16 protein-coding genes are annotated in these 21,624 nt (G+C 72.6%); 10 read left to right on the plus strand and 6 right to left on the minus strand.

Annotation, left to right across the window (positions count from 1 at the left end):
- Positions 1–146: 146 nt before the first annotated feature.
- Positions 147–2,165, minus strand: coding sequence for an alpha-1,4-glucan--maltose-1-phosphate maltosyltransferase (locus AF1_RS25610; RefSeq protein WP_067804473.1), 2,019 nt, complete (start codon positions 2,163–2,165; stop codon positions 147–149).
- A gap of 126 nt (positions 2,166–2,291) precedes the next feature.
- The gene (locus AF1_RS25615; protein ID WP_067804474.1) at positions 2,292–2,873 is read right to left on the minus strand and encodes a hypothetical protein; all 582 of its coding nucleotides are present in this window, start codon (positions 2,871–2,873) and stop codon (positions 2,292–2,294) included.
- A 321-nt stretch (positions 2,874–3,194) separates the two neighbouring features.
- On the opposite strand from AF1_RS25615, the gene glgP reads away from it, so the two are divergent.
- Entirely contained in the window at positions 3,195–5,828 is a 2,634-nt protein-coding gene (glgP, locus tag AF1_RS25620; RefSeq protein ID WP_067804478.1) for an alpha-glucan family phosphorylase, read from the plus strand.
- Between the two features lie 252 nt (positions 5,829–6,080).
- Here glgP and AF1_RS25625 read toward each other — a convergent pair whose 3' ends face one another.
- Entirely contained in the window at positions 6,081–6,338 is a 258-nt protein-coding gene (locus AF1_RS25625) for a helix-turn-helix transcriptional regulator (protein ID WP_407642261.1), read from the minus strand.
- Positions 6,339–6,492: 154 nt separating this feature from the next.
- On the opposite strand from AF1_RS25625, the gene AF1_RS25630 reads away from it, so the two are divergent.
- Entirely contained in the window at positions 6,493–7,662 is a 1,170-nt protein-coding gene (locus AF1_RS25630) for a sensor histidine kinase (RefSeq protein WP_242609060.1), read from the plus strand.
- Here the strand turns inward: AF1_RS25630 and AF1_RS25635 are convergent.
- Both AF1_RS25635 and AF1_RS25640 read right to left on the minus strand, forming a co-directional pair.
- Entirely contained in the window at positions 7,659–8,432 is a 774-nt protein-coding gene (locus AF1_RS25635) for an SWIM zinc finger family protein (RefSeq protein ID WP_067804481.1), read from the minus strand. The genes AF1_RS25630 and AF1_RS25635 overlap by 4 nt on opposite strands.
- A complete protein-coding gene (locus tag AF1_RS25640) occupies positions 8,432–11,482 on the minus strand; it encodes a DEAD/DEAH box helicase (protein WP_067804484.1) in 3,051 nt (1,016 codons plus the stop codon). The genes AF1_RS25635 and AF1_RS25640 overlap by 1 nt, the downstream gene beginning before the upstream one ends.
- Before the next feature lie 133 nt (positions 11,483–11,615).
- Here AF1_RS25640 and AF1_RS25645 point away from each other — a divergent pair, with 133 nt between their 5' ends.
- The 8 genes from AF1_RS25645 to AF1_RS25680 all read left to right on the plus strand — a co-directional run bounded on the left by AF1_RS25645 (position 11,616) and on the right by AF1_RS25680 (position 20,754).
- Positions 11,616–12,398 carry an enoyl-CoA hydratase/isomerase family protein gene (locus AF1_RS25645; RefSeq protein WP_067804487.1) on the plus strand — a complete coding sequence of 261 codons (783 nt, stop codon included), beginning with the start codon at positions 11,616–11,618 and terminating at the stop codon, positions 12,396–12,398.
- A gap of 127 nt (positions 12,399–12,525) precedes the next feature.
- Positions 12,526–13,293 (plus strand): SDR family NAD(P)-dependent oxidoreductase, encoded by a 768-nt coding sequence (locus AF1_RS25650; protein ID WP_067804490.1) that lies wholly within the window; start codon positions 12,526–12,528, stop codon positions 13,291–13,293.
- A gap of 203 nt (positions 13,294–13,496) precedes the next feature.
- The gene (locus AF1_RS25655) at positions 13,497–14,447 is read left to right on the plus strand and encodes an acyl-ACP desaturase (RefSeq protein WP_067804493.1); all 951 of its coding nucleotides are present in this window, start codon (positions 13,497–13,499) and stop codon (positions 14,445–14,447) included.
- Positions 14,448–14,486: 39 nt separating this feature from the next.
- A complete protein-coding gene (locus AF1_RS25660; RefSeq protein WP_084263333.1) occupies positions 14,487–15,347 on the plus strand; it encodes a serine/threonine-protein kinase in 861 nt (286 codons plus the stop codon).
- Positions 15,348–15,398: 51 nt separating this feature from the next.
- Positions 15,399–17,333, plus strand: a complete 1,935-nt coding sequence (locus AF1_RS25665) for a serine/threonine-protein kinase (RefSeq protein ID WP_067804498.1) — start codon at positions 15,399–15,401, stop codon at positions 17,331–17,333.
- A gap of 57 nt (positions 17,334–17,390) precedes the next feature.
- Complete coding sequence (locus AF1_RS25670) at positions 17,391–18,725, plus strand: protein kinase domain-containing protein (protein WP_067804501.1); 1,335 nt, start codon at positions 17,391–17,393, stop codon at positions 18,723–18,725.
- A 274-nt stretch (positions 18,726–18,999) separates the two neighbouring features.
- A complete protein-coding gene (locus AF1_RS25675) occupies positions 19,000–19,779 on the plus strand; it encodes an electron transfer flavoprotein subunit beta/FixA family protein (RefSeq protein ID WP_067804504.1) in 780 nt (259 codons plus the stop codon).
- A gap of 24 nt (positions 19,780–19,803) precedes the next feature.
- The gene (locus AF1_RS25680) at positions 19,804–20,754 is read left to right on the plus strand and encodes an electron transfer flavoprotein subunit alpha/FixB family protein (RefSeq protein WP_067804507.1); all 951 of its coding nucleotides are present in this window, start codon (positions 19,804–19,806) and stop codon (positions 20,752–20,754) included.
- A 48-nt stretch (positions 20,755–20,802) separates the two neighbouring features.
- Here AF1_RS25680 and AF1_RS35345 read toward each other — a convergent pair.
- Positions 20,803–21,624 (minus strand): hypothetical protein (locus AF1_RS35345; protein ID WP_217999849.1); only part of this gene is annotated, 822 nt, incomplete at its 5' end.

Raw genomic sequence — 21,624 nt, forward strand, 5'->3', positions numbered from 1 at the left:
GTCGCGCGGCGTCTCTGGGTTGAACGCGTCAGGGAGGGGTTCCGACGAGACCAGAATGGCCTCGGACGGAATTTCGGTGACAGGCTCGTCCCGGGACAGCGGGCCCGGCACGGGGGCCGCCGCCGGCTGGGGTTCGTGAGGTCCGCTCAACTCTCGCTACTCCGGAACGTGAGGATGTGTGCGGGTTTGGTGTGGGGGTCGAGGTAGACGTAGTTGGCCTGGGTCCAGGTGTAGGTGGCGCCGTCCAGTTCGTCGATGACGGTGTAGGGGTGATGAGGGTCGTCGGGCAGGCCGAGGGCGGGCAGGTCGAGGTGGACGGTGGCTTCGCGGGGGTGGAGCGGGTTGAGGTTGACGACGGCCAGCACGACGTCGTCGAGGTGGCGTTTGGAGAAGGCGAGCAGTTCGGGTTGGTCGATGTAGTGGAAGTGCAGGTTGCGCAGTTGCTGGAGGGCGGGGTGGGCGTTGCGCAGGGTGTTGAGGCGGGTGATGAGGGGTGCGATGGTGCTGCCGGTGCGATCGGCGGTGTCCCAGTCGCGGGGGCGGTACTGGTATTTCTCCGAGTCGCGGTATTCCTCGCTGCCGGGCCGGACGGGGGTGTTCTCGCACAGTTCGTAGCCGCTGTAGACGCCCCAGGTGGGCGACAGCAGGGCGGCCAGGATGGCGCGGATCTGGAAGGCGGGCCGCCCGCCGTGCTGGAGGTAGGCGTTGAGGATGTCAGGGGTGTTGACGAAGAGGTTGGGGCGCATGTAGGCGGCGGTGGGCCCGGTGAGTTCGATGAAGTAGTCGCGTAGTTCGTCAGCGGTGTTGCGCCAGGTGAAGTAGGTGTAGGACTGGTGGAACCCGATCTTGGCCAGGGTCTGCATCATGGCGGGGCGGGTGAACGCCTCGGCCAGGAACAGCACGTCGGGGTCGGTGGTGTTGATGTCGGCCAGGAGGCGTTCCCAGAACGCCACGGGTTTGGTGTGGGGGTTATCGACGCGGAAGATGCGGACTCCGTGGTCCATCCAGTGGTGCAGGACGCGTTTGACCTCTTGGTAGAGCCCCTCGGAGTCGTGGTCGAAGTTGAGGGGGTAGATGTCCTGGTACTTCTTGGGCGGGTTTTCGGCGTAGGCGATGGTGCCGTCGGCGCGAGTGGTGAACCATTCGGGGTGGTCGGTGACCCAAGGGTGGTCGGGGGAGCATTGCAGGGCCAGGTCCAGGGCGACTTCCAGGCCGTGGTCGGCGGCGTGGGCGACGAAGGCGTCGAAGTCCTCCAGGGTGCCGAGTTCGGGGTGGACGGCGTCGTGGCCGCCGTCGGGTGAGCCGATGGCCCAGGGGGAGCCGGGGTCGTAGGGGCCGGCGTCCAGGGTGTTGTTGGGGCCTTTGCGGTGGGCGGTGCCGATGGGGTGGATGGGGGGCAGGTAGACCACGTCGAAGCCCATGTCGGCGATCGCGGGCAGGCGTTTCATCGCGGTGCGGAAGCTGCCCGACATCGGGCCCCGGCGTCCCATCGGGTCGAAGGTGGCGCCCTCGGAACGGGGGAAGAACTCGTACCACGCCCCGTACAGCGCCCGCTGCCGGTGCACGGCCAGGGGATACCAGTCGCTGACGGTCAGCAGATCCCGCAGTGGGTGCCGCTCCAGTACGTCCTCGACATCGGGGTCGGTCACGGCCTGCATCCGGTCGGCGGCCGGGACGGTCTGGTCCGCCAGGAGCCGGGCCAGCCGGTCCAGCGTCGGCCGGTCCTTGCTCGGCACGGACTCGGCCGCCCGCCCGAACAACAGCGCCCCCTCGGCGAACATGAGCTCGACGTCCTGGTCGCGCGGGACCTTGATCTGCGTGTCGTGCCACCAGTGCGCGATGGGCTCGCCCCACGCCTCCACCCGGAACGACCACGACCCCATCTGTGTCGGTGTCACCTGCGCCGACCACAGGTCCAGCCCGGCGCCCACCTCGCTCATCCGCTGGCCCGGCAGCTCTTCCCCGTCCGGTGTGCGCAGCACCACCGCTGCGCCCAGCCTCTCGTGCCCCTCCCGGAACACCGTTGCCGACACCTCGACCGTCTCACCCACCACGGCCTTCGCCGGCCACCGGCCGCACCCCACCACCGGCGCCACGTCCAGGATCGGAATACGACCCAGCCTCGGAATGCCGGTCGTATGGGACGTTCCGGACTTGACGTGCATGTGCCACCCCTACCCGCGCGAGACTTCCGAAACGTCCCATGCCCGGGAAGGGGCGGTTACCGCTCTAGAGTTTCGATAACTTTATGTGAGACATTGGCCACACAAGGTGGGGATCGCGTAAGGCGGTCACCGGGTCGGCCGGGCCGTCGGAGAGATCGGCGGGTCCGCCGCGGTGACCTTGCCGTCGGCATCCACACACCTGCTGAAGCCGCCGATCACCAGCGTCCCGTCGCCGGTGGTGCCGCTGAGCAGGAGCTCCAGGTACATGCCCCGGCGGACGGCGATGAGCTTGCCGAAGTCGTCGCCGAGGGCCCAGCCGTCCCGCCGGAGCCGGTCCTTCAGCGCGGCGTCCCGTCCGGCCGCCCCGTCCGTCCCGGTGTACTCCAGGCGCACCGCGTACTCCCAGTTGAGGACGGCGGGGGCGCGCCCCGGGTCGTCCGGGTCGTGGAACCGGCACTGGTGCTCGTGGTTGCGGAGCACCGTCCGGGCCGTGCGCCCCCCGGCCGGGACGGCACCCGCCAGGCCGTCGACGACGGTTCGGATCGCGGCCGCCTGCCGGTGCAGCAGCGGACGCTTCGAACTGGGGAACGGGCTCGGCGACAGGTTGGGGGACGCGACGAGGTTCCCGCACGACGTGATCACCGGCGCCAGAAGAACGATCAATGCGGGCGCCACGGCCCGCCGGACACCGCGATGGTCGGCGCGCACCGGCCCTCCTTCTCCCGCCCCGCGGCGACGCGCGGGGCATGTCAGTGGTTTGCGGGCTTTGACGGTGCCATGACCTGGTGCGATCGTCATCTGGCCGACCTCGGCCAGCGGGGAACCGGTCTGCGGATGGTCGAGTTTGGGCAAACGCTCGGCCGGGACGTCACCGCCGGATCCGGGGACGGTCTCCGCCGGAACCGCGCGAGCCCTTATGGGAACGAGCCTTCCGCGGATTCACCGGCCGTGCGAGCGCCCCGTCCACGAGGTGAGGGTCCGGTGCCCCCCGTCGCGTCCACGGGGCGGCAGCGCATAGCGTGGCGTTGTGTGAAGGCAATCCGACGTTTCACGGTCCGCACCGTCCTGCCCGAGCCGCTCCGGCAGCTTGAGGAACTCGTCCTCAACCTGCGCTGGTCCTGGCATCACGAGACGCTCGACCTGTTCCGCGCCGTGGATCCCGCGCTCTGGAACGCCGTCCACCACGATCCGGTCCGGCTGCTCGGCGAGGTCGCGCCGGAGCGGCTGGCCCAGCTCGCGGAGGACCGGCGGTTCCTGCGCCGCCTGCACGACACCGCCGAGGAGCTGCACGAGTACCTGACGGCACCGCGCTGGTACCAGTCGCGTTTCAACGTGGGGGGACCGCCCTCCGCGCCCCACGGCGATGAGGAAGGCCCGGCCTGCATCGCCTACTTCTCACCCGAGTACGGGATCACCGCCGCGCTCCCGCAGTACTCCGGCGGCCTCGGCGTCCTGGCCGGCGACCACCTGAAGACCGCGAGCGACCTCGGCGTCCCGATCCTCGGGGTCGGGCTCCTGTACCGGCACGGCTACTTCTCCCAGTCGCTGTCGCCGGACGGCTGGCAGCTGGAGCGCTACCCGCCGATCGACCCCAACGGTCTCCCGCTCACCCTGCTCCGCGAGGGGGACGGGACGCCGGTCCGCGTCGTCATCGGCCTCCCGACAGGCCACGACCTGCACGCGCAGGTGTGGGTCGCGCAGGTCGGCCGCGTCCCGCAACTGCTCCTGGACTCCGACATCGAGGACAACGACCGGTCCACGCGCGACGTCACCGACCGGCTGTACGGGGGCGGCGGCGACCACCGGCTGCTGCAGGAGATGCTGCTCGGCATCGGCGGCGTCCGGGCGATCCGCGCGTACTGCCGCATCACCGGGCATCCCGCGCCGGAGGTGTTCCACACCAACGAGGGCCACGCGGGGTTCCTCGGCCTGGAACGCATCCGCGAGCTGGTCGCCGAGGACGGGCTGACCTTCGACGAGGCACTGGAGACGACGCGGGCGGGCACCGTGTTCACCACGCACACCCCGGTCCCCGCCGGCATCGACCGGTTCCCCCGCGACCTGATCAGCCGCTACTTCGGCGGTGTGAACGAGGAGGAGCAGGTCCCCCTCGACCGCGTCCTCGCGCTCGGCGCCGAGGACTACCCCGGCGGCGACCGCACCGTGTTCAACATGGCCGTGATGGGGATGCGGCTCGCGCAGCGCGTCAACGGCGTCAGCGAACTGCACGGCAGGGTCAGCCGCGAGATGTTCGGCGGCCTGTGGGGCGGATTCGACACCACCGAGGTCCCCGTCGGATCGATCACGAACGGGGTGCACGCCGGCACCTGGGTGGCGCGCGAGGTGCTGGAGTTCACCGCGCGCGAGCTGCCGGCGGTGATGGCGACCGGGCACGGCTGGGAAGGCGTCCGCGCCGTCTCCGAACCCGAGATCTGGCGGATGCGGGGCCTGCTGCGGCGCCGTCTCGTGCTGGCCGCGCGGCGCCGGCTCCGCGAGTCGTGGCGGCAGCGCGGCGCCAGCGAGGCCGAGATCTCCTGGATCGACGAGGCGCTCGACCCCGACGTCCTGACGATCGGGTTCGCCCGGCGCGTCCCGTCCTACAAGCGGCTCACGCTGATGATGCGCGACCCGGACCGGCTCCGTTCGATCCTGCTGCACCCGGAGCGGCCCGTGCAGATCGTCATCGCGGGGAAGGCGCACCCGGCGGACGAGGGCGGCAAGCGCCTCATCCAGGACATCGTGCGGTTCGCCGACGCCGAGGACGTCCGGCACCGCATCGTGTTCCTGCCCGACTACGACATAGCGCTCGGGCAGCTGATGGTGCAGGGCTGCGACGTGTGGATGAACAACCCGCTGCGTCCGCTGGAGGCGTGCGGCACGTCCGGGATGAAGTCGGCGCTGAACGGCGGGCTGAACCTGTCCATCCGGGACGGCTGGTGGGACGAGTGGTACGACGGGCAGAACGGCTGGGCGATCCCGTCCGCCGACGGCCTCGCCGGCCCCGACCGGCGCGACGAGCTGGAGGCCGCCGCGCTGTACGAGTTGATCGAGGACCACGTGTCCGTCACGTTCTACGACCGCGACTCGGCGGGGCTGCCGCGCCGCTGGCTGGAGATGGTCAAGCACACCATCGCCACGCTCGGCCCGAAGGTCCTCGCGTCCCGGATGCTGCGCGACTACGTCGAGGACCTCTACGCCCCGGCCGCCGTGGCCGAGCGGGCCATGGTCGCCGACAAGTACGCGGGCGCCCGCAGCCTGGCGGCGTGGAAGCAGCGGGTCCGCACGGCGTGGCGGGGCGTCGCCGTCGAGCACGTCGAGTCCACCGGGGAGGAGAGCCCGCAGGTCGGCGCGCGGCTCACCGTGCGGATCGTGGTGAACCTCGGCGGCCTCGACCCCGGCGACGTCGCCGTTGAGGTCGCCTACGGCCGGGTGGACGACGCCGATGCGCTCGTCGACCCGTCCTACCTGGAACTGCGGGAGGCCCAGCCGGCGGAGAACGGGCGGTACCGCTACACCGGCGAGGTCCCGCTCGGGCGCAGCGGCGCCTTCGGCTACAGCGTCCGGGTGGTGCCGAGCCATCCGCTGCTGTCGGGCCGCGCGGAGCTGGGCCTGGTCGCGCTGCCGCCCGCGCCGCAGGGCATGACGAACGGCAACCTGCGCTAGCCGCCGCCACGACGCCGGGGATCACCGGGCCGGCGATCATCGCGGTGTCGCTGGGCGCCAGGACCCAGGACACCGCGGCGTCCACCCAGAGCAGGCCCAGCGTGCCCGCTCCCGCCACCGCCAGCACCCGGCGAGGGCGCCGGCGGGCGTAACGGGCGGGCATGCGGCGCTCCAGTTCGGCGTCGAGGGCCGCCAGCCGGTCCGCGCGCCTGCGGCGCGACCGCTCCAGCCACCCCGCGGTGCGGCTCGTCATCATGTGCCTCCGATCCTCGGGAACGGTTTCAGGGAGAAGACGACCTCGACCGGCACCTCGAAGTACTCGGCGATGCGCAGGGCGAGGTACAGGCTGGGGCTGTACTCGCCCCGTTCGAGATAGCCGACCGTCTGGTAATGCACGCCCAGCGCGGCGGCCAGGTCGCGGCGCGAAATGCCGCGTTCGGCCCTCAGCACCGCGATGCGGTTGTGAACGTTCTCCTTGTCGCCGGGTGCCGGGCCGGTCTTGCGGATCACGGCCCGTCCCCCCGTATCGCCCGTGTTCTCATCGGCCGGCGCACCCCCTATACGACCCCTCAGACCGTCCGTCATATTGATACATCTGCTGATAGCAGAAGTACTACATTTTGTCGCAGAGGCGCAAGGGAGCGGATCCTGGCAGGATGGACCCGTGCGAGCACTGGACGGACGCCCGGGGCCGCTCGACCGCCTCCCGAGCGGGCGCACGGCGGACGCGATCCTCGCCGCCGGCTGCTTCCTCGCCCTGGCCGTGATCGGGCTGCTGGCGCCGCACGTCCTCGACCGAGCGGCGCTGCCCGTCCACGGCTGGGCGCTGCTGACGGTCGCGTGCGGTGCGCTGTACTTCCGCCGCGGCCACCCCATCGCGGTCGCGGTCGTCACGTTCGTCGCCTGCGCGATCTACTATCCGACCACCGCGACGGACGGCCCCTTCGTCATCACGTTCGCGATCGCGCTGTACACGGTGGCGGCCGCGGGGCGCCTGGTCACGGCCTGCCTGCTCGGAGGCGTCGCGATGGCCGGGATCGTCTACGGCGACAACCGCGACGGCATGAACCACCTGGCGGACGCGGCGCCGTTCCTGCTCGCCGGCTGGTTCGTCGCGGTCATCGCGATCGGCGGCGTGGTCCGCAACCGCCACGCCTACCTGCGGGAGGCCGAGGAGCGGGCGCGGGCCGCCGAACGCGGCCACGAGGCCGAGGCCCGCCGCCGCGCCATCGAGGAGCGGCTGTGCATCGCCCGCGAACTGCACGACGTCCTCGGCCACAACATCTCACTGATCAACGTGCAGGCCACCGCCGCACTGCACGGGCTGCACCGCGAACCGGAACGCGCCGAGGACGCCCTCACCGCGATCAAGCAGGCCAGCAAGGAGACGCTCCGCGAGATGCGCGCCACCCTCGGCGTCCTCCGGCAGGTCGACGAGGCGGCACCGGTCACGCCCGCGTCAGGTCTCGCCCGGCTGGACGAGCTGACCCGCGGCGTGTCGGCGGCCGGCCTGACGATCCGCACCGAGGTGGCGGGTGAGCCGCGTCCGCTGCCGGCCGAGGCCGACCTCGCCGCGTACCGGATCGTCCAGGAGGCACTGACGAACGTGACCCGGCATTCGGAGGCGTCCACCGCCGTTGTCCGCATCCGCTACGGCGACGGCGACGTGACCGTCAGCGTGGAGGACGACGGTGCGCCGGTGTCCGCTGCGCCGTCCGGGAACGGCAGCGGCATCCGCGGGATGCGGGAGCGCGCCGCATCGCTCGGCGGCAGCCTCGACGCGGGCCCCGGCCCGGACGGCGGCTTCACCGTCCGCGCCCGCCTGCCCGCCTAGCCGGCGCTGTCGGCGAGCGCCTCGTAGGCCGGGGCCAGGACGTCCGGCAGCGGGCGGCGGCGGACCTTCACCGGTGGCGGTGCGGCCACCTGGAGGATGAAACCGGGCGGGACGGGCGGGGCCGGCGGGCGGTCGCGGAGGCGGGCGAGGCCGGACGGGGGCGTCCAGAAGCCGTCCGCCGTGAGCGGTTCGTCCTCGATGTCGAGCGGATCCGGTTCGGTGCCGGCGCCGCGCCGCAGACCGGCGAGAAGCCGGTCGCGGCCCCGGCCGTTCCATTCGAGGATGAGGAACGGGTCGTCGTCGAACGCCTCCGCCAGCAGGTACAGGACGGCCGCCGCGTGCTTGCACGGGTCGCCCCAGTCGGGGCAGTCGCACATCAGATGCAGGTCGGACGCCGATCCGGGGAAGAGCGCGAGGCCCAGTTCGGCGAACACCCACTCGATCTCCGGCGGCATCTCCCCGGCCAGCAGGCGGGCGCGGAAAACCGCGCGGGACGCCAGCTCCCTCTCGACGGCCCGCCAGTCCGCCTCGTCGATCGCCTCGATGCCGAGCGCCACCTCGTACGGCTCCGGGGCCGTGCCGCGCACCTTCGCGGTCACCTCGTGCGCGGCCACCTTGAGGTCGAACACGTTGCCCTTGCGGGCGTAGGTCCGGCCTCGCTGGAGCCTCCCCTTGTCGGCGAACGACTCGACGAGATCGATGAACCGCCGCGACCACCATTCGGTGCCGATCGAGCCGCGCCTGCCCCGCGCCCTGATCCCGTCCTGCATCAGTCGCTCACCGCCTCGGGGGACAGGCGCAGCACGTCGCGCAGCTCGGCCACCGACAGCTCGGTCAGCCAGTCCTCGCCGGTGCCGACGATCGACTCGGCGAGGGCCTTCTTGCGCTCGATCATCTCGTCCACGCGCTCCTCCATCGTCCCGACGCAGATGAACTTGCGGACCTGCACGTTGCGGGTCTGCCCGATGCGGAACGCGCGGTCGGTGGCCTGGTCCTCGACGGCCGGGTTCCACCAGCGGTCGACGTGCACGACATGGTTGGCGGCGGTCAGGGTCAGGCCCGTCCCGGCGGCCTTGAGCGAGAGAAGGAAGATCGCGGGTTCCCCGTCCTGCTGGAAGCGCTGGACGAGATCGTCACGCGCCTGCTTGGACGTGCCACCGTGCAGCCACAGCACCGGCCGCTCCAGCCGGGCGGCGAGGTAGGGCCGGAGCAGGGACCCGAACTCGGCGTACTGCGTGAAGACGAGCGCCTTCTCGCCCTGTTCCAGGACCTCGGCGCAGATCTCCTCCAGCCGTTCGAGCTTCCCGGACCGCCCGGGCAGCCGCGAGCCGTCCTTCAGCAACTGCGCCGGATGGTTGCAGACCTGCTTGAGCTTCGCCATCGTCGCCAGGACGAGCCCGCGCCGCTGCTTGTCGTCGGCCTCGGCGATCTGCTGGAGCATGTCGTCCACGGTCGCCTGGTAGAGGGACGCCTGCTCGGTCGTGAGGTTGCAGTAGACCTTGATCTCCTGCTTCTCCGGCAGATCCGAGATGATCGACTTGTCGGTCTTGAGGCGGCGGAGAACGAACGGCTGGGTCGCGCGCTTCAGCGCCAGCGCCGCCTGCTCGTCGCCCTCCCGCTCGATCGGGATCGCGAACCGCCGCCGGAACGCGCCGCGCGGCCCGAGCAGCCCCGGGTTCGCGAACTCCATGATCGACCACAGCTCGGTCAGATGGTTCTCGACCGGCGTGCCGGTGAGCGCGATCCGCGTCCGCGCCGGGATGCTCCGGACCGCCCTGGCCTGCCGTGTCCCGCTGTTCTTGAGCGCCTGCGCCTCGTCGCAGACGACCCGCTCCCACCCGATCGCCGCGAGCGCCTCGGCGTCCCGCGCCGCCGTCCCGTACGTGGTCAGCACGAGATCGGCGCCCGCGACGGCCTCCACGAGCTCCTCGCCGCGCCGCCGTCCCGTCCCGTGGTGGACGTAGACGCGCAGCTTCGGCGTGAACCGCCCCGCCTCCCGCTGCCAGTTCCCCACCAGCGACATCGGCAGGATCGCCAGGGTCGGGTCGGGACGTGCGCCGTTCTCCCGCTCATGGACGAGCAGTGACAGCACGGAGATCGTCTTGCCCAGTCCCATGTCGTCCGCGAGCAGGGCGCCCAGCCCCAGATCGTTCATGAAGGTCAGCCAGGCGAGGCCGCGTTCCTGGTAGGGCCGCAGTTCGGCGTCCAGGTCGTCCGGGGTGCGCATGGGGGTGAGGCGGCGGTCGGCCTCGCCGGACAGGAGGTCGCCGAGGGGGCCGGCGGCGTCGACGCCGGTGAGGGGCAGGGTGTCGTCGCCGGCGTGGACGACCGCGCGGATCGCCTCGGCGGCGGTCATCCGGCCCCGGCGGGGACGGCGGAGGAAGTCGAGCGCGGCCTCCAGTTGCCGTTCGTCGAGCTCGACCCACCGGCCGCGCAGGCGGACGAGCGGGGTCTTGAGGCGCGCCAGTTCCTCCAGCTCGGCCTCGTCGATGCTCTCGTCGCCGATCGCGAGGTCCCAGCGGAAACCGACCATGGCCTTCAGGTCGAAGCCCGAGGGCGCCGCCGAGCCCGAGGACGCCTCCGGGTCCTCGTTGCGGGTCGTGAGCCGCATGCCGAGCCTGGTCTTGCCCGCCCACTGGGGGAGCAGGACGCCGAAGCCGGCGGCGGCGAGCATCGGGGCCGCCCGGCGCAGGAAGCGGAACGCGCCCGCGGTGTCGAGGACCAGCCCGCGCGGGGCGGGGCCGTCGAGGGCCGGGGCCAGTTCGGGGAAGAGGCGCAGGGCGCGGCCGAGGCCGGTGAGGAGCGTCTCCTCGGCCTGCGGGATCGAGGTGGCCTCGCCGTCCCAGACCAGCGCGGCCGGGACGTAGAGGCTGGGGTCCTCGGTGCCCTGGAGGGCGAACTCGACGCGCCACGCGTCGTCTCCGGGCTCATCGGGGCCGGACTGCGCGGGGTCCCCCGTGCCGAACTCCCGCGTGCCGAACTCCTCGGCGCCCGGTTCGGCGAGCCGGAAGCAGACGCGGAGGGGGCCGGACGGGCGGCGCGCGGCGGCGGCCCAGGCGTCCAGTTCGGCGATCAGGTCGCCGGGGTCGTCGCGCGGCGCGCGGGCGACCTCGGCGGACGGGCCGGTCAGCGCCGCCGCCCAGCGTTCGGCGAGCGGCAGCCGGTCCGGGGCCCCGCCGCGCCGGGGCGCCAGCAGCGGATGCGGCACCACCCCCCGGACGGCGGTGTCGACCAGGCCGGACAGTGCCTCGCGCAGCACCTCGGTGGCGGGACGTCCGCCGCCCGCCGCGCGGCACGCGGCGGGCATGGCGCGGGCGAGCGCGCGGAACCGCGCCGGGTCGTCGATCACCGGGCGCCAGCGGGCCACGAGGTCGCCGTCCTCGCGCAGCAGCGCGGGCAGGACGTGGCCGCGCCCGGTGAGGGCCACGGCCTCGTCCGCGATCACGCACAGGAAGCGCAGGTCGGTGCCGGGGATGACGTCGGCGCTGTGCTCGGCGGCCTGCAGCAGCGCCATCGCCGGGAACGGCTCCAGGACGAGCGCGGGGACCCGCCAGGGGCGCAGTTCGGGCTCGTCCCGCACCGGCTCGGGGCCCAGCTCGGGCGAGGGCAGCGGATGGTCGTCCCCGGGGGGACGCGGCACGGTGGGAAGGGACAGGGCCAGTTCGACACGGACCGCGGTGCGGACGAGCGGCTCGTAGGACGTGCCGGTGAAGTCGCAGGTCGCGAAGGGGTGGACGCCCGGCGAGGGCTCGTACGGGCCGGTGCGCTCGGCCCACAGGCAGAGCGCACCGCCATGCCAGGTGGCGTGGGCGACGAGCATGGTCCCCGAAGTTATCAGCAGCCTCGGACGTCGCCGTTCGCCACAGCGGTCGCCCGGCGCCCGGCGTCGGGTGCCCGCCCGGGCGCTGGTTAGGCTCGGGACGTCCGTCACCGATGTGCACAGGAGGGTCGCCGTGGGCGAGTTCGTACGGGTCGAGGTCGAGGACGCGGTCGCGACGATCAGGCTGGACCGTCCGAAGATGAACGCCCTGAACCGCCGGATGCAGCTGGAGCTGATCGATGCGGCGCGGCAGGTGACGCGGGACGGCGCCGTCGCCGCGGTGGTGCTGTACGGCGGGGAGCGGGTGTTCGCGGCCGGCGCCGACATCAAGGAGATGGCCCCGATGTCGTATGCCGAGATGTCGGCGGAGCCGTCGCGGCTGCTGCAGGACTTCACCAAGGCGCTCGCCGCCGTCCCGAAGCCGGTCATCGCCGCGATCACCGGGTATGCGCTCGGCGGTGGCCTCGAAGTGGCGCTGACGGCCGACTTCCGGGTCGCGGGGGAGGGCGCGAAGCTGGGCCAGCCGGAGATCCAGCTCGGCATCATCCCCGGCGCGGGCGGCACGCAGCGGCTGTCCCGGCTGGTCGGCCCGGCCAAGGCCAAGGACCTGATCTTCTCCGGGCGGCATGTCGCGGCGGACGAGGCCCTCGCGATGGGGCTGGTGGACCGGGTCGTCCCGGACGCGGACGTCTATACGGCGGCCAAGGAGTGGGCGGCGACCTTCGCCGGCGGACCGGCGATCGCGCTGCGCGCCGCCAAGCAGGCCATCGACACGGGCCTGGAGGTCGATCTCGGCACCGGGCTGGAGATCGAGCGGACGCAGTTCGCCGCCCTGTTCGCCACCGAAGACCAGGCGAACGGCATGAGGAGCTTCATGGAGGAGGGGCCGGGCAAGGCGAAGTTCAGCGGCCGCTGACCCCGCGCTCCCGCGTGTCCGGCGACCGGGAGGCGTGGGCGCCGCCGAACGCGCGGGCTAAAACGTTATTGGGGTTTTAGAGCGTGATGCCCGGGATTGCGGGGATCGGCGGATAGCATCTGCCGCCATGCGACACGCGTACCGAACCGCGCTCGTCACGGGCGCGTCCAGCGGGATCGGGGAGAGCTTCGCGCGCCTGCTGGCCGGCCGCGGCACCGGCCTGGTGATCGTGGCGCGCCGGGCCGAACTGCTGGACGGGCTGGCCCGCGAGCTGGTCGAGCGGTACCGGGTCGCGGTCGAGGTGGTCGCCGCCGACCTCACCGATCCCGCGCAGCGCGCCGAGGTCGAGGGGCGGCTGCGCGCCGAGCCGGTGGAACTGCTGGTGAACAACGCCGGGTACGGGGCGTTCGGAGCGTTCGCGGAACTGCCGCTGGACGAGCACCTCGCACAGATCGAACTGAACGTCGCCGCGCTGGTGCGGCTCACCCACGCCGCGCTGCCGGGGATGATCGCGCGCGGCCGGGGCGGGGTGCTGAACGTGGCGTCGATGGCGGGGTTCGCGCCGTCGCCCGGCAGCGCCACCTATGGCGCGACCAAGGCGTACGTGGCCGCGTTCTCCGAGAGCCTGCATTCGGAGGTCGCGGGCAAGGGCGTCCACGTGACGGCGCTGTGCCCCGGCTTCACCCGGACGGAGGACGACGTCCCGCCCAACCCGCTGTGGCTGAGGCGGGACGACGTGGCGCGGGCCGGGCTGGACGCGGTGGCCGCCGGACGCGCGCTGTGCGTCCCCGGCATGCAGTACAAGGCGGCGTTCCCCGCGCTGAAGCTCGTCCCGAGGCCGCTGCTCAGGGCCGCCGTGAACCGCATGTGGCAGCAGGCCGCCGACACCAGGTGACGAAACATCACGCCGCTTTTGCTCAGGTCTACAAAACTTCGCGGGCGTTGCTTGTTACGGGGGTGACTTGACGGGTGTCACGGGGAGTGGCGACGATCGAACCTACGCTTGCGTAGGTTGTGTACCGCCTGCTGGGTGCGCCTTTCGAGCCGCAGGCACGGTGGCACGTCCGGCAAGGCCACGTCGTCCAGCGAAGGAACCGTATGTCCGTGACCCACGAAGAGAAGTTCCAGACCGGCCTCTTGAACGACCTTGAGCCGGTGGTCGAGAAGGAGCTGAACCGGCACCTGTCGATGGCGAAGGAGTGGTTCCCGCACCAGTACGTGCCGTGGAGCGAGGGCCGCGACTTCGACGGGCCGCTGGACGGCGAGCCGTGGTCGCTGGAGCAGTCGAAGGTGACCCCCGAGGCGCGCGAGGCGCTCATCGTCAACCTGCTCACCGAGGACAACCTCCCCGGCTACCACCGCGCGATCGCCGCCGTCTACGGCCGTGACGGCGCCTGGGGGACGTGGGTCAACCGCTGGACGGCCGAGGAGAACCGGCACAGCATCGTCCTGCGCGACTACCTCACCGTGACCCGCGCCGTCGACCCGGTGGCGCTGGAACGCGCCCGCATGAAGCACATGGAGGCCGGCTACGAGGCCGACCACGGCGACTCGTTCCTGCACGGGACGGCCTACGTGTCGTTCCAGGAACTGGCCACCCGCGTCTCGCACCGCAACACCGGCAGGGCGTCCGGCGAGACCGTCTGCGAGCAGATGATGGCCCGCATCGCCGCCGACGAGAACCTCCACATGATCTTCTACCGGAACCTGATCGGCGCCTCGCTGGACGCCGCTCCCAACGAGACGATGCGGGCGATCACCGACGTCGTGAAGGCGTTCCAGATGCCCGGCCACAGCATCGACGGGTTCCTCCGCAAGTCCGTCATCATCGCCAACGCCGGCATCTACGACCTGCGGCTGCACCATGACGACGTGCTCGTCCCCGTGCTGCGCAAATGGGGCGTGTTCGACCGCACCGACCTGTCCGGTGACGGGGAGAAGGCCCGCCAGGAACTCGGCGAGTTCCTGGCGCAGCTCGACGCCGCCGCCACCAAGTTCGAGACCCGTCGCGAGGAGCGCCGCGCCCGCCAGGCCGCCCGGCAGGGGTGATCCCCGGCCGGTCAGGGGGTGGGTCCCCGAGGAAAGGCAGTGAACGCGCGCGCGGTTTTCAGCGTCAAAGGGGGCATGGGGACGCATCGGCGACTGGGCGGGTATCGGTTGCTGGACGAGATCGGCCGGGGGAGCACCGCCGTGGTGTACCTCGCCATGGACTCCCGCGGCCGGGAGGTCGCGGTCAAGGAGCTGATCCCGGAGCTGACGGGCGTGCAGGAGGCGGTCGGGCGGCTGGCGCGGGAGATGCGGGCGCAGGGGCGGGTCCGCAGCGCCTACGTCGCGCGGCTGCTGGACGGGGCCGTCTCGGCGGAACGCCCGCACGTCGTCATGCAGTACGTGCCCGGCTGCCCGCTGAACGAGCTGATCTCGGCGTACGGGCCGCTGCGCGGCGAGCGGCTGGCCCGGTTCGCGCGGCGGCTGGCGCTCGCGCTGGGGGACGTCCATGACGCGGGCGTGCTGCACCGCGACGTGTCGCCCGGGAACGTGATCGTGATGGGCGACCGGCCGACGCTGATCGACTTCGGGATCGCGCAGGAGTCCGGCGCCGAGCAGATCACCCGGCGCGGGATGGTCGTGGGGACGCCCGCCTACCTGGCCCCCGAGCTGATCGAGGGGGAGCGCGCCACCGCCGTGTCGGACGTGTTCTCGTGGGCGGCGACGGTCGCGTACGCGGCGACGGGCCGCCCGCCGTTCGGGCGGGGCTCGCTGCACGGGGTGTGCTTCAGGATCCTGCGCGGCCAAGCCGACCTGGACGGTGCCCCGGAGCCGGTGGCGGGGCTGCTGCGGGCGGCGTTCCGGCGCGACCCCGCCGAGCGTCCTTCGGCGCGGTGGTTCGCGGGGGCCCTCTCCCCCCTGGCGGGGGACGCGTCGGCTGGGGGCGGGGTGACGGCGGCCTGATGCCGGTTAGATCTTTTCGGCCCGATCGGCAAGGGTAGGGTTTCGGAAACGATGAAGGGAGCCGTCACGTCCGGGGACCGTATCGGCCACTACAGCGTCCAGCAGACCCTGGGGGAAGGGGGCATGGGCGTCGTCTACCTCGGCGCCGACCCCGAGGGGCGCAACGTGGCCATCAAGGTGCTGCGGCCCGCGGTCGCGGGGGACGCCACGGCGCGTCGCCGGCTGGCCCGCGAGGTCGACTCGATGCGCAGGGTGCACAGCCCGCACGTCGCGGAGATCCTCGACGCCGACGTGACCGCCGACCAGCCCTACATCGTGACCCAGTACGTTCCCGGCCGGACGCTGGAAGAGGTCGTCGAGGAGGCCGGGCCGATCTACGGGCCGGGCCTGCAGCGGCTCGGGGTGGGGCTGGCGTCCGCGCTGTCGGCGATCCACGGCGCCGGGATCGTGCACCGCGACCTGAAGCCCGGCAACGTGATGCTCGTGGACGGCGATCCCGTCGTGATCGACTTCGGGATCGCGCAGGCCGCCGACGCGACCCGGCTGACCGCGACCGGCATGGTCATCGGCACGCCCGGCTACCTCGCCCCGGAGATCATCGAGGGAGAGGACGCGGGCCCGCCGTCGGACGTGCACGCCTGGGCCGGGACGGTCGCCTACGCCGCCACCGGCCGCCCGCCGTTCGGCTCCGGCACCTTCGAGTCGATCTTCTACAAGATCATGCAGGGCATCCCGGACCTGGAGGGCGTGCCCGACGCGCTGCTGCCCGTGCTGCGGTCGGCGATGGCGCGGCACCCGGCGGAACGTCCCACCGCGGTCAACCTGGTCCAGCTCACCCGGCGGATCCACCTCGAAGCCACCATCACCGACCAGACCCGGATCGACCACCACTATCCGGGCCCGGCCGCAGTGGCGGACACGTCTCTGGATGAGCCCGCGGCCGACCACTCCCGGCAGTTCTCCATGCCCGGCCTGCAGAGTTCGCAGGACGTCCCGGCCCCTCCGGCCCCTCCGGCCCCTCCGGTCACGCCGGCCGGGACGGGCCTGCCGGCGCCCGCGCCCGTCCCGGCACAGCCGCGGGACTTCGTCGGCCAGTTGCCGCCGGCCGCGCCCCCGCCGCCTCCGCCGGGCCCGCCGCCCGCCCAGTTCAAGGCGGGCGAGCAGTTCAGGCAGGGCGGTTACGGCCGCTCCGACCCCTACGGCTCCGACCCCTACGGCTCCGACCCGTACCACCAGGGCGGCTACCCGCAGCCGTACGGGCCGCCCGGCGGGCCGCCGCCGGGCGCGCTGCAGCGCGGCCCGTACGACGCGCAGCCGCAGGACGCGCAGCGCCGCGCCGCCGACCAGGCCCGCGAGCGTGCCGACAAGGATCGCCGCAAGCCCTACGGCTGGTACCGGGTGCTCAGCTTCATCGTCCTCGTGGCGCTGCTCGGCTTCGCCGGCATCGCGCCGCTGCTCGCCCTCGGCCTCACCGTCGCGGGCGTGCTCGTGCTGCGGATGGCGGACAAGGCCGCCCAGGGCATGGAGGGGCGGCGCACCCGGCGCGGTCCGCGTTCGGGCGACGCCGTCGCGGCGGCGTTCCGGACGCCGCTGCACCTGCCGGGCGCGCTGATGTCCACGATCCTGTGGACGTCGCTCAGCGCGTTCGCGGGGCTGGTCCTGCTCGCCGTGCTGATCTTCGCCCGGTCCGACATGACCGCGTCGAAGGCCATCGCGTACTCGTCCATGGCGGTGATCGGGCTGCTGTGCCTCGCGCCGGGCAGCGGCGCGCCCCGCCGGCAGCTCGCCCGGGTCTGGGGCGCGCTGCTGCCGCGCGCCGAGGCCGCCCTCGCCGGCGCGCTGATCCTCGGGATCTTCGCGGCGGTGCTGGTCGGGCTGTCCCAGCGGCAGCCGCCCGACACCACGCCGCTGGACGGGATGAGCCAGAGCCTGGAGGGCCTGCGCACGGACGTCCGCGACCTCGTCTCGGGCATCCCCGGCATGTGATCGAGTCCGTCCGTCCGCCCCGGCGGAACGCTCGCGGTCGGTATGGTGGCGACCCATATGAGCGGTGAGACGAGCCACCAGGAGCACATCGGTCCGTACCGGCTGCTGTCCCGGCTGGGCGGCGGCCCCGCGCGGGGCGATGACGGCGCCGTGCACCGCGCCGCCGGACCGGACGGCCGTGACGTGGCGATACGGCTGCTCCCGCCCGGCGCCGCCGCCGACGTCGAACGGATGCGCGCGGTCCTCAGCCCCTATGTGGTCGACGTTCTCGACGGGGAGTCCGGCGGGCCCCGCCCGTATGTGGTGTCCCGGTTCGTCCCGGGACGGCCGCTCGCGGAGACGGTCGCCGAGCAGGGGACCATGCCGGAGGACGCGCTGCGCCGGATGGCCTTCGGGCTGGCCAAGGCGCTCGCCGCCATCCACCGCGCGGGTCTCGCGCACGGTGCGCTGGGGCCCGGGTCCGTGCTGGTCGTGGACGACGCGCCCATCGTGGTCGACTTCGGGCTGGCCGCCGGTGCCGACGCCTCCGGGGACGTGCGCGCGTGGGCCGCGACGGTGACGTTCGCCGCGACCGGACGGCACGAGGCCCCGGCCGGCGCGCTGCCCGCCGATCTGCGTCCGCTGGTGGAGGCGGCGTCGCATCCCGATCCGGGCGCCCGCCCGGCGGCGGAGGAACTGGTGGAGGCGGTGTCCCGGCTCGATCTGCCCGCCGCTGTGTCCGCCCGCCCCGCGCCCGCCCGTCCTGCCCCCGAGCGGCCTGCCCCCGAGCGGCGGGCCCCGGTCACCGTGCCCGGGGCAAGGCCCGGGAGCGGGCCCCCGCAGGCGGCCCGGGCGCACGAGATGGCGGTGGCGCTGGGCTGGGCGCGGCTCCTGGCCGCCATGGTCGTGGTGGTCGCGGTCGGCTTCGTGATCATGGCGCCGATCGCCGGGCTCGTCCTGTCGCTGGGCGCGGTGACGCTGCTGCGGGTGGCGGGCGCGCCCGCGGACGACCGGACGCGGGGCTGGGCGTGGGCGTTCGGGCGGACGCTCCTGACCGTCCCGTACGCGGCGGTGTTCACGGTCGCCGTCCCGCTCGGGCTCGTCGCGGTGTCGGTGGTCGGCGGGAGGATCGACTCGCTGACCGCGTGCGCGTTCGGCGCCGGCGCCGGGGCGGCGGTGCTGTGGGCGGCGCCGGGGGTGCACGGCCCGCGCCGGCAACTGGAGCGGATGTTCCTGCCCGTGGCGGGCCGGCCGCGGCTCGTCGCCGCCGCGGTCGTGGGCCTCGGCGTGCTGGCGCTGCTCGTGGGGGTCGGGGCGATGACCCTTTCGCCGAGCTTCTCCCCGATGTACGGCCTGCAGCGGTCGCTGGAGAGTTCGATGGACCGCCTGCAGCACGCGCTCACCCGGCTCTGAGGAGTGAAGTGCGTCACGTCCGGTTCGGGACCGGGATGGACCAGTAAACGCCACGCGTGCGTGGGTAAGGTCTCACGAGCTGGAATTTGCCGCTAGGCTACTCACTAGTAACATTGTGGGACACGGCCGAATCAGGGACCCGGTTCCGAAGCTCGTTCGGGTGTTTGGCAGGCTGTGACAGCGAAAGCGCATGTCCGCGTCGACCCGTCATGGGCGGCGCCCCTCTGCCGCTACCTCAGCGGCCAACTGAGTGCAGGGAGGTCGGCCACCGGCCATGAACATCGTCGTCCTGGTGAAGCAGGTTCCCGATACGGAGAGCCCGCGCAAGCTGAAGTCCGATGACAGCACGCTCGACCGCGCCGCAGCGGACGGGGTCATCAACGAGCTCGATGAGTACGCGATCGAAGAGGCGCTGCGCATCAAGGAGGCCCACGGCGGCGAGGTGACCGTCCTGACCATGGGCCCCGCCAAGGCCACCGACGCCATCCGCAAGTCCCTGGCCATGGGCGCGGACAAGGGCGTGCACCTCGTCGACGACGGGCTCGCCGGCTCCGACGCGCTGCAGACCTCGTACGCCATCCAGCAGGCGCTCGGCCGCACCGGGTTCGACCTGGTGGTCCTCGGCGCGGAGTCCACCGACGCGCGCACCGGTGTGCTCGCCGCGATGCTGGCCGAGCGGCTCGGCGTCCCGCAGGTGTCGCTCGCCAACAAGGTCGAGATCGACGGGACGTCCATCAAGGCGCAGCGCCAGACCGACTACGGCTTCGACCGGGTCGAGGCGAGCCTGCCCGCGGTCGTCAGCGTGGTGGAGAAGATCAACGATCCGCGCTACCCCTCCTTCAAGCTGATCATGGCGGCCAAGAAGAAGCCGGTCGAGACGCTGGGCCTGAGCGACGCCGGCATCGACGCCTCCCAGGTGGGGCTGGCGAACGCCGCCACCGAGGTCGTCGACTTCGCCGAGGCGCCCCCGCGCGCCAAGGGTGAGATCGTCACCAACGAGGGCGACGGCGGCGTGAAGATCGCCGAGTTCCTCGCGTCGAAGAAGTTCGTCTGAGCGGGGAAGGGGATTTGGAGACCAATGGCTGAGATTCTCGTCCTCGTCGACCATGTCGACGGTGAGGTCAAGAAGGTCACGCTCGAACTGCTGACGCTGGCGAACCGGCTCGGCGAGGCCGCCGCGGTATGGGCCGGCCCCGGCTACGAGGGTGCCAAGGACAAGCTCGGCGAGTACGGCGCCGGCAAGGTCTACGTGGCCGCCGACGAGGAGCTGACCTCCTACGTCGTCGCCCCGAAGGCCGCGCTGCTGGCCCAGCTGGTGGCCGAGAGGTCGCCGGGCGCGGTGCTGGTGGCCGCCACGGGGGAGGGCAAGGAGGTCGCGGGCCGCCTCGCGGTCAAGACCGGCTCCGGCGTGCTCACCGATGTGGTGGACGTCGCCGAGGGCTTCGTCGCCGAGCACTCCATCTTCGGCGGCGGCATCATCGCGCACGCCCGGGTGAAGACCGGCACGCCGATCATCGCCGTCCGGCCGAACTCGGTGGCCCCCGAGGCGTCCCCGGTCACCCCGGCCGAGGAGCAGGTCTCGGTGACGCTGTCGGACACCGACAAGGGCGCCAAGATCGTGGAGAGGGTCGTCCAGGAGAAGGGCGAGCGCCCGGACCTGACCGAGGCCGCGATCGTCGTCTCCGGTGGCCGCGGCGTCGGCGGCGCCGAGAACTTCAAGATCATCGAGGGGCTGGCCGACTCGCTCGGCGCGGCCGTCGGCGCCTCCCGCGCCGCGACCGACGCCGGCTGGTACCCGCACTCGTTCCAGGTCGGCCAGACCGGCAAGACCGTGTCGCCGCAGCTGTACATCGCGGTCGGCATCTCCGGCGCCATCCAGCACCGGGCCGGCATGCAGACCTCGAAGACCATCGTCGCCATCAACAAGGACCCCGAGGCGCCGATCTTCGAGCTCGTCGACTACGGCGTGGTGGGCGACCTGTTCCAGGTCGCGCCGCAGCTCACCGAGGAGATCACCAAGCGCAAGTGATCTTCGGTGCGCGGCCCCGGCGGCGCTCGTCGCCGGGGCCGCCCGCCGTCAGGAACGCCTCGGCGACGGATAGGGGACGGCCTTCAGCAGCGCGGGCTTGAGCATGTCGCCGACCTCGGCGTAGGGGACGACCGTGTCCCGGAGCCCGCACGCCTCCGCGTAGCCGAGTATCGACCCGTAGAAGGCGACGCGGACGCCCTTCGGGGTGAGGGCCATGGTCACCTCGCCGGCCTTGACGAACGCGGACGGGTTGTCCGTGCCGCCCAGGGGATCGCCCGGGCAGAAGTCGCGGCCGGGCAGGTGAGTCTTGATCTTCTCGTCCAGCGGCCTGAGTCCCTGCGCGGTCGGAACGCGGAACAGGTCGGGCGCCCGGTAGGAGGCACCGGTCCGCAGGTCCACGGTCACCGCCTGCGACAGGTCCCAGCTCGATCCGCGTTCACCCTGGAGCAGAACGCCGTACCAGACCGACAGCAGCCGGTCGCTGCGCAGCAGGATCTCTGGCTTCACGACGTCGGTGTAGCCGCCGCGGCCGATGCCGGCCAGGGCCTTGCGGGTCTTGGTCCACCGCTGTTCGAGCGGTGCCCGCAGCGCCTGGTTGATCTTCCGGTTGAGGGCGGGGTCGCCGCCGGCGACCCGCACGATCCGGCCCTGCGCCTGGAACGTCTTTCCGCCGCCGATGTCCTGGCGCGGCTCGCTGAGCGCGACGAATCCGGCCGTGACCGGCTTCGGCTCGTCGTCCGCGACGGCCACGTAGACCGCCGCGCCGCCGCCCACGGCGACGGCGGCGGCCCCGCCCGCGACGGCCGCCGTCCCCTTCGCGCCGAGCGTGCCCAGGACGCCCTTGCCCGCCACCCCCGCCGTCCCGGCCCC

It is taken from the genome of Actinomadura formosensis NBRC 14204 (assembly GCF_001552155.1).
GTDB lineage: Bacteria > Actinomycetota > Actinomycetes > Streptosporangiales > Streptosporangiaceae > Spirillospora > Spirillospora formosensis.

Excerpts from the sequence above, each read along its gene's own strand:
- AF1_RS25610 (WP_067804473.1), bottom strand. The coding sequence starts at position 2,165 with ATGCACGTCAAGTCCGGAACGTCCCATACGACCGGCATTCCGAGGCTG.
- AF1_RS25635 (WP_067804481.1), bottom strand. The coding sequence starts at position 8,432 with ATGCAGGACGGGATCAGGGCGCGGGGCAGGCGCGGCTCGATCGGCACC.
- AF1_RS25640 (WP_067804484.1), bottom strand. The coding sequence starts at position 11,482 with ATGCTCGTCGCCCACGCCACCTGGCATGGCGGTGCGCTCTGCCTGTGG.
- AF1_RS25650 (WP_067804490.1), top strand. The coding sequence starts at position 12,526 with ATGCGACACGCGTACCGAACCGCGCTCGTCACGGGCGCGTCCAGCGGG.
- AF1_RS25655 (WP_067804493.1), top strand. The coding sequence starts at position 13,497 with ATGTCCGTGACCCACGAAGAGAAGTTCCAGACCGGCCTCTTGAACGAC.
- AF1_RS25665 (WP_067804498.1), top strand. The coding sequence starts at position 15,399 with ATGAAGGGAGCCGTCACGTCCGGGGACCGTATCGGCCACTACAGCGTC.
- AF1_RS25670 (WP_067804501.1), top strand. The coding sequence starts at position 17,391 with ATGAGCGGTGAGACGAGCCACCAGGAGCACATCGGTCCGTACCGGCTG.
- AF1_RS25675 (WP_067804504.1), top strand. The coding sequence starts at position 19,000 with ATGAACATCGTCGTCCTGGTGAAGCAGGTTCCCGATACGGAGAGCCCG.
- AF1_RS25680 (WP_067804507.1), top strand. The coding sequence starts at position 19,804 with ATGGCTGAGATTCTCGTCCTCGTCGACCATGTCGACGGTGAGGTCAAG.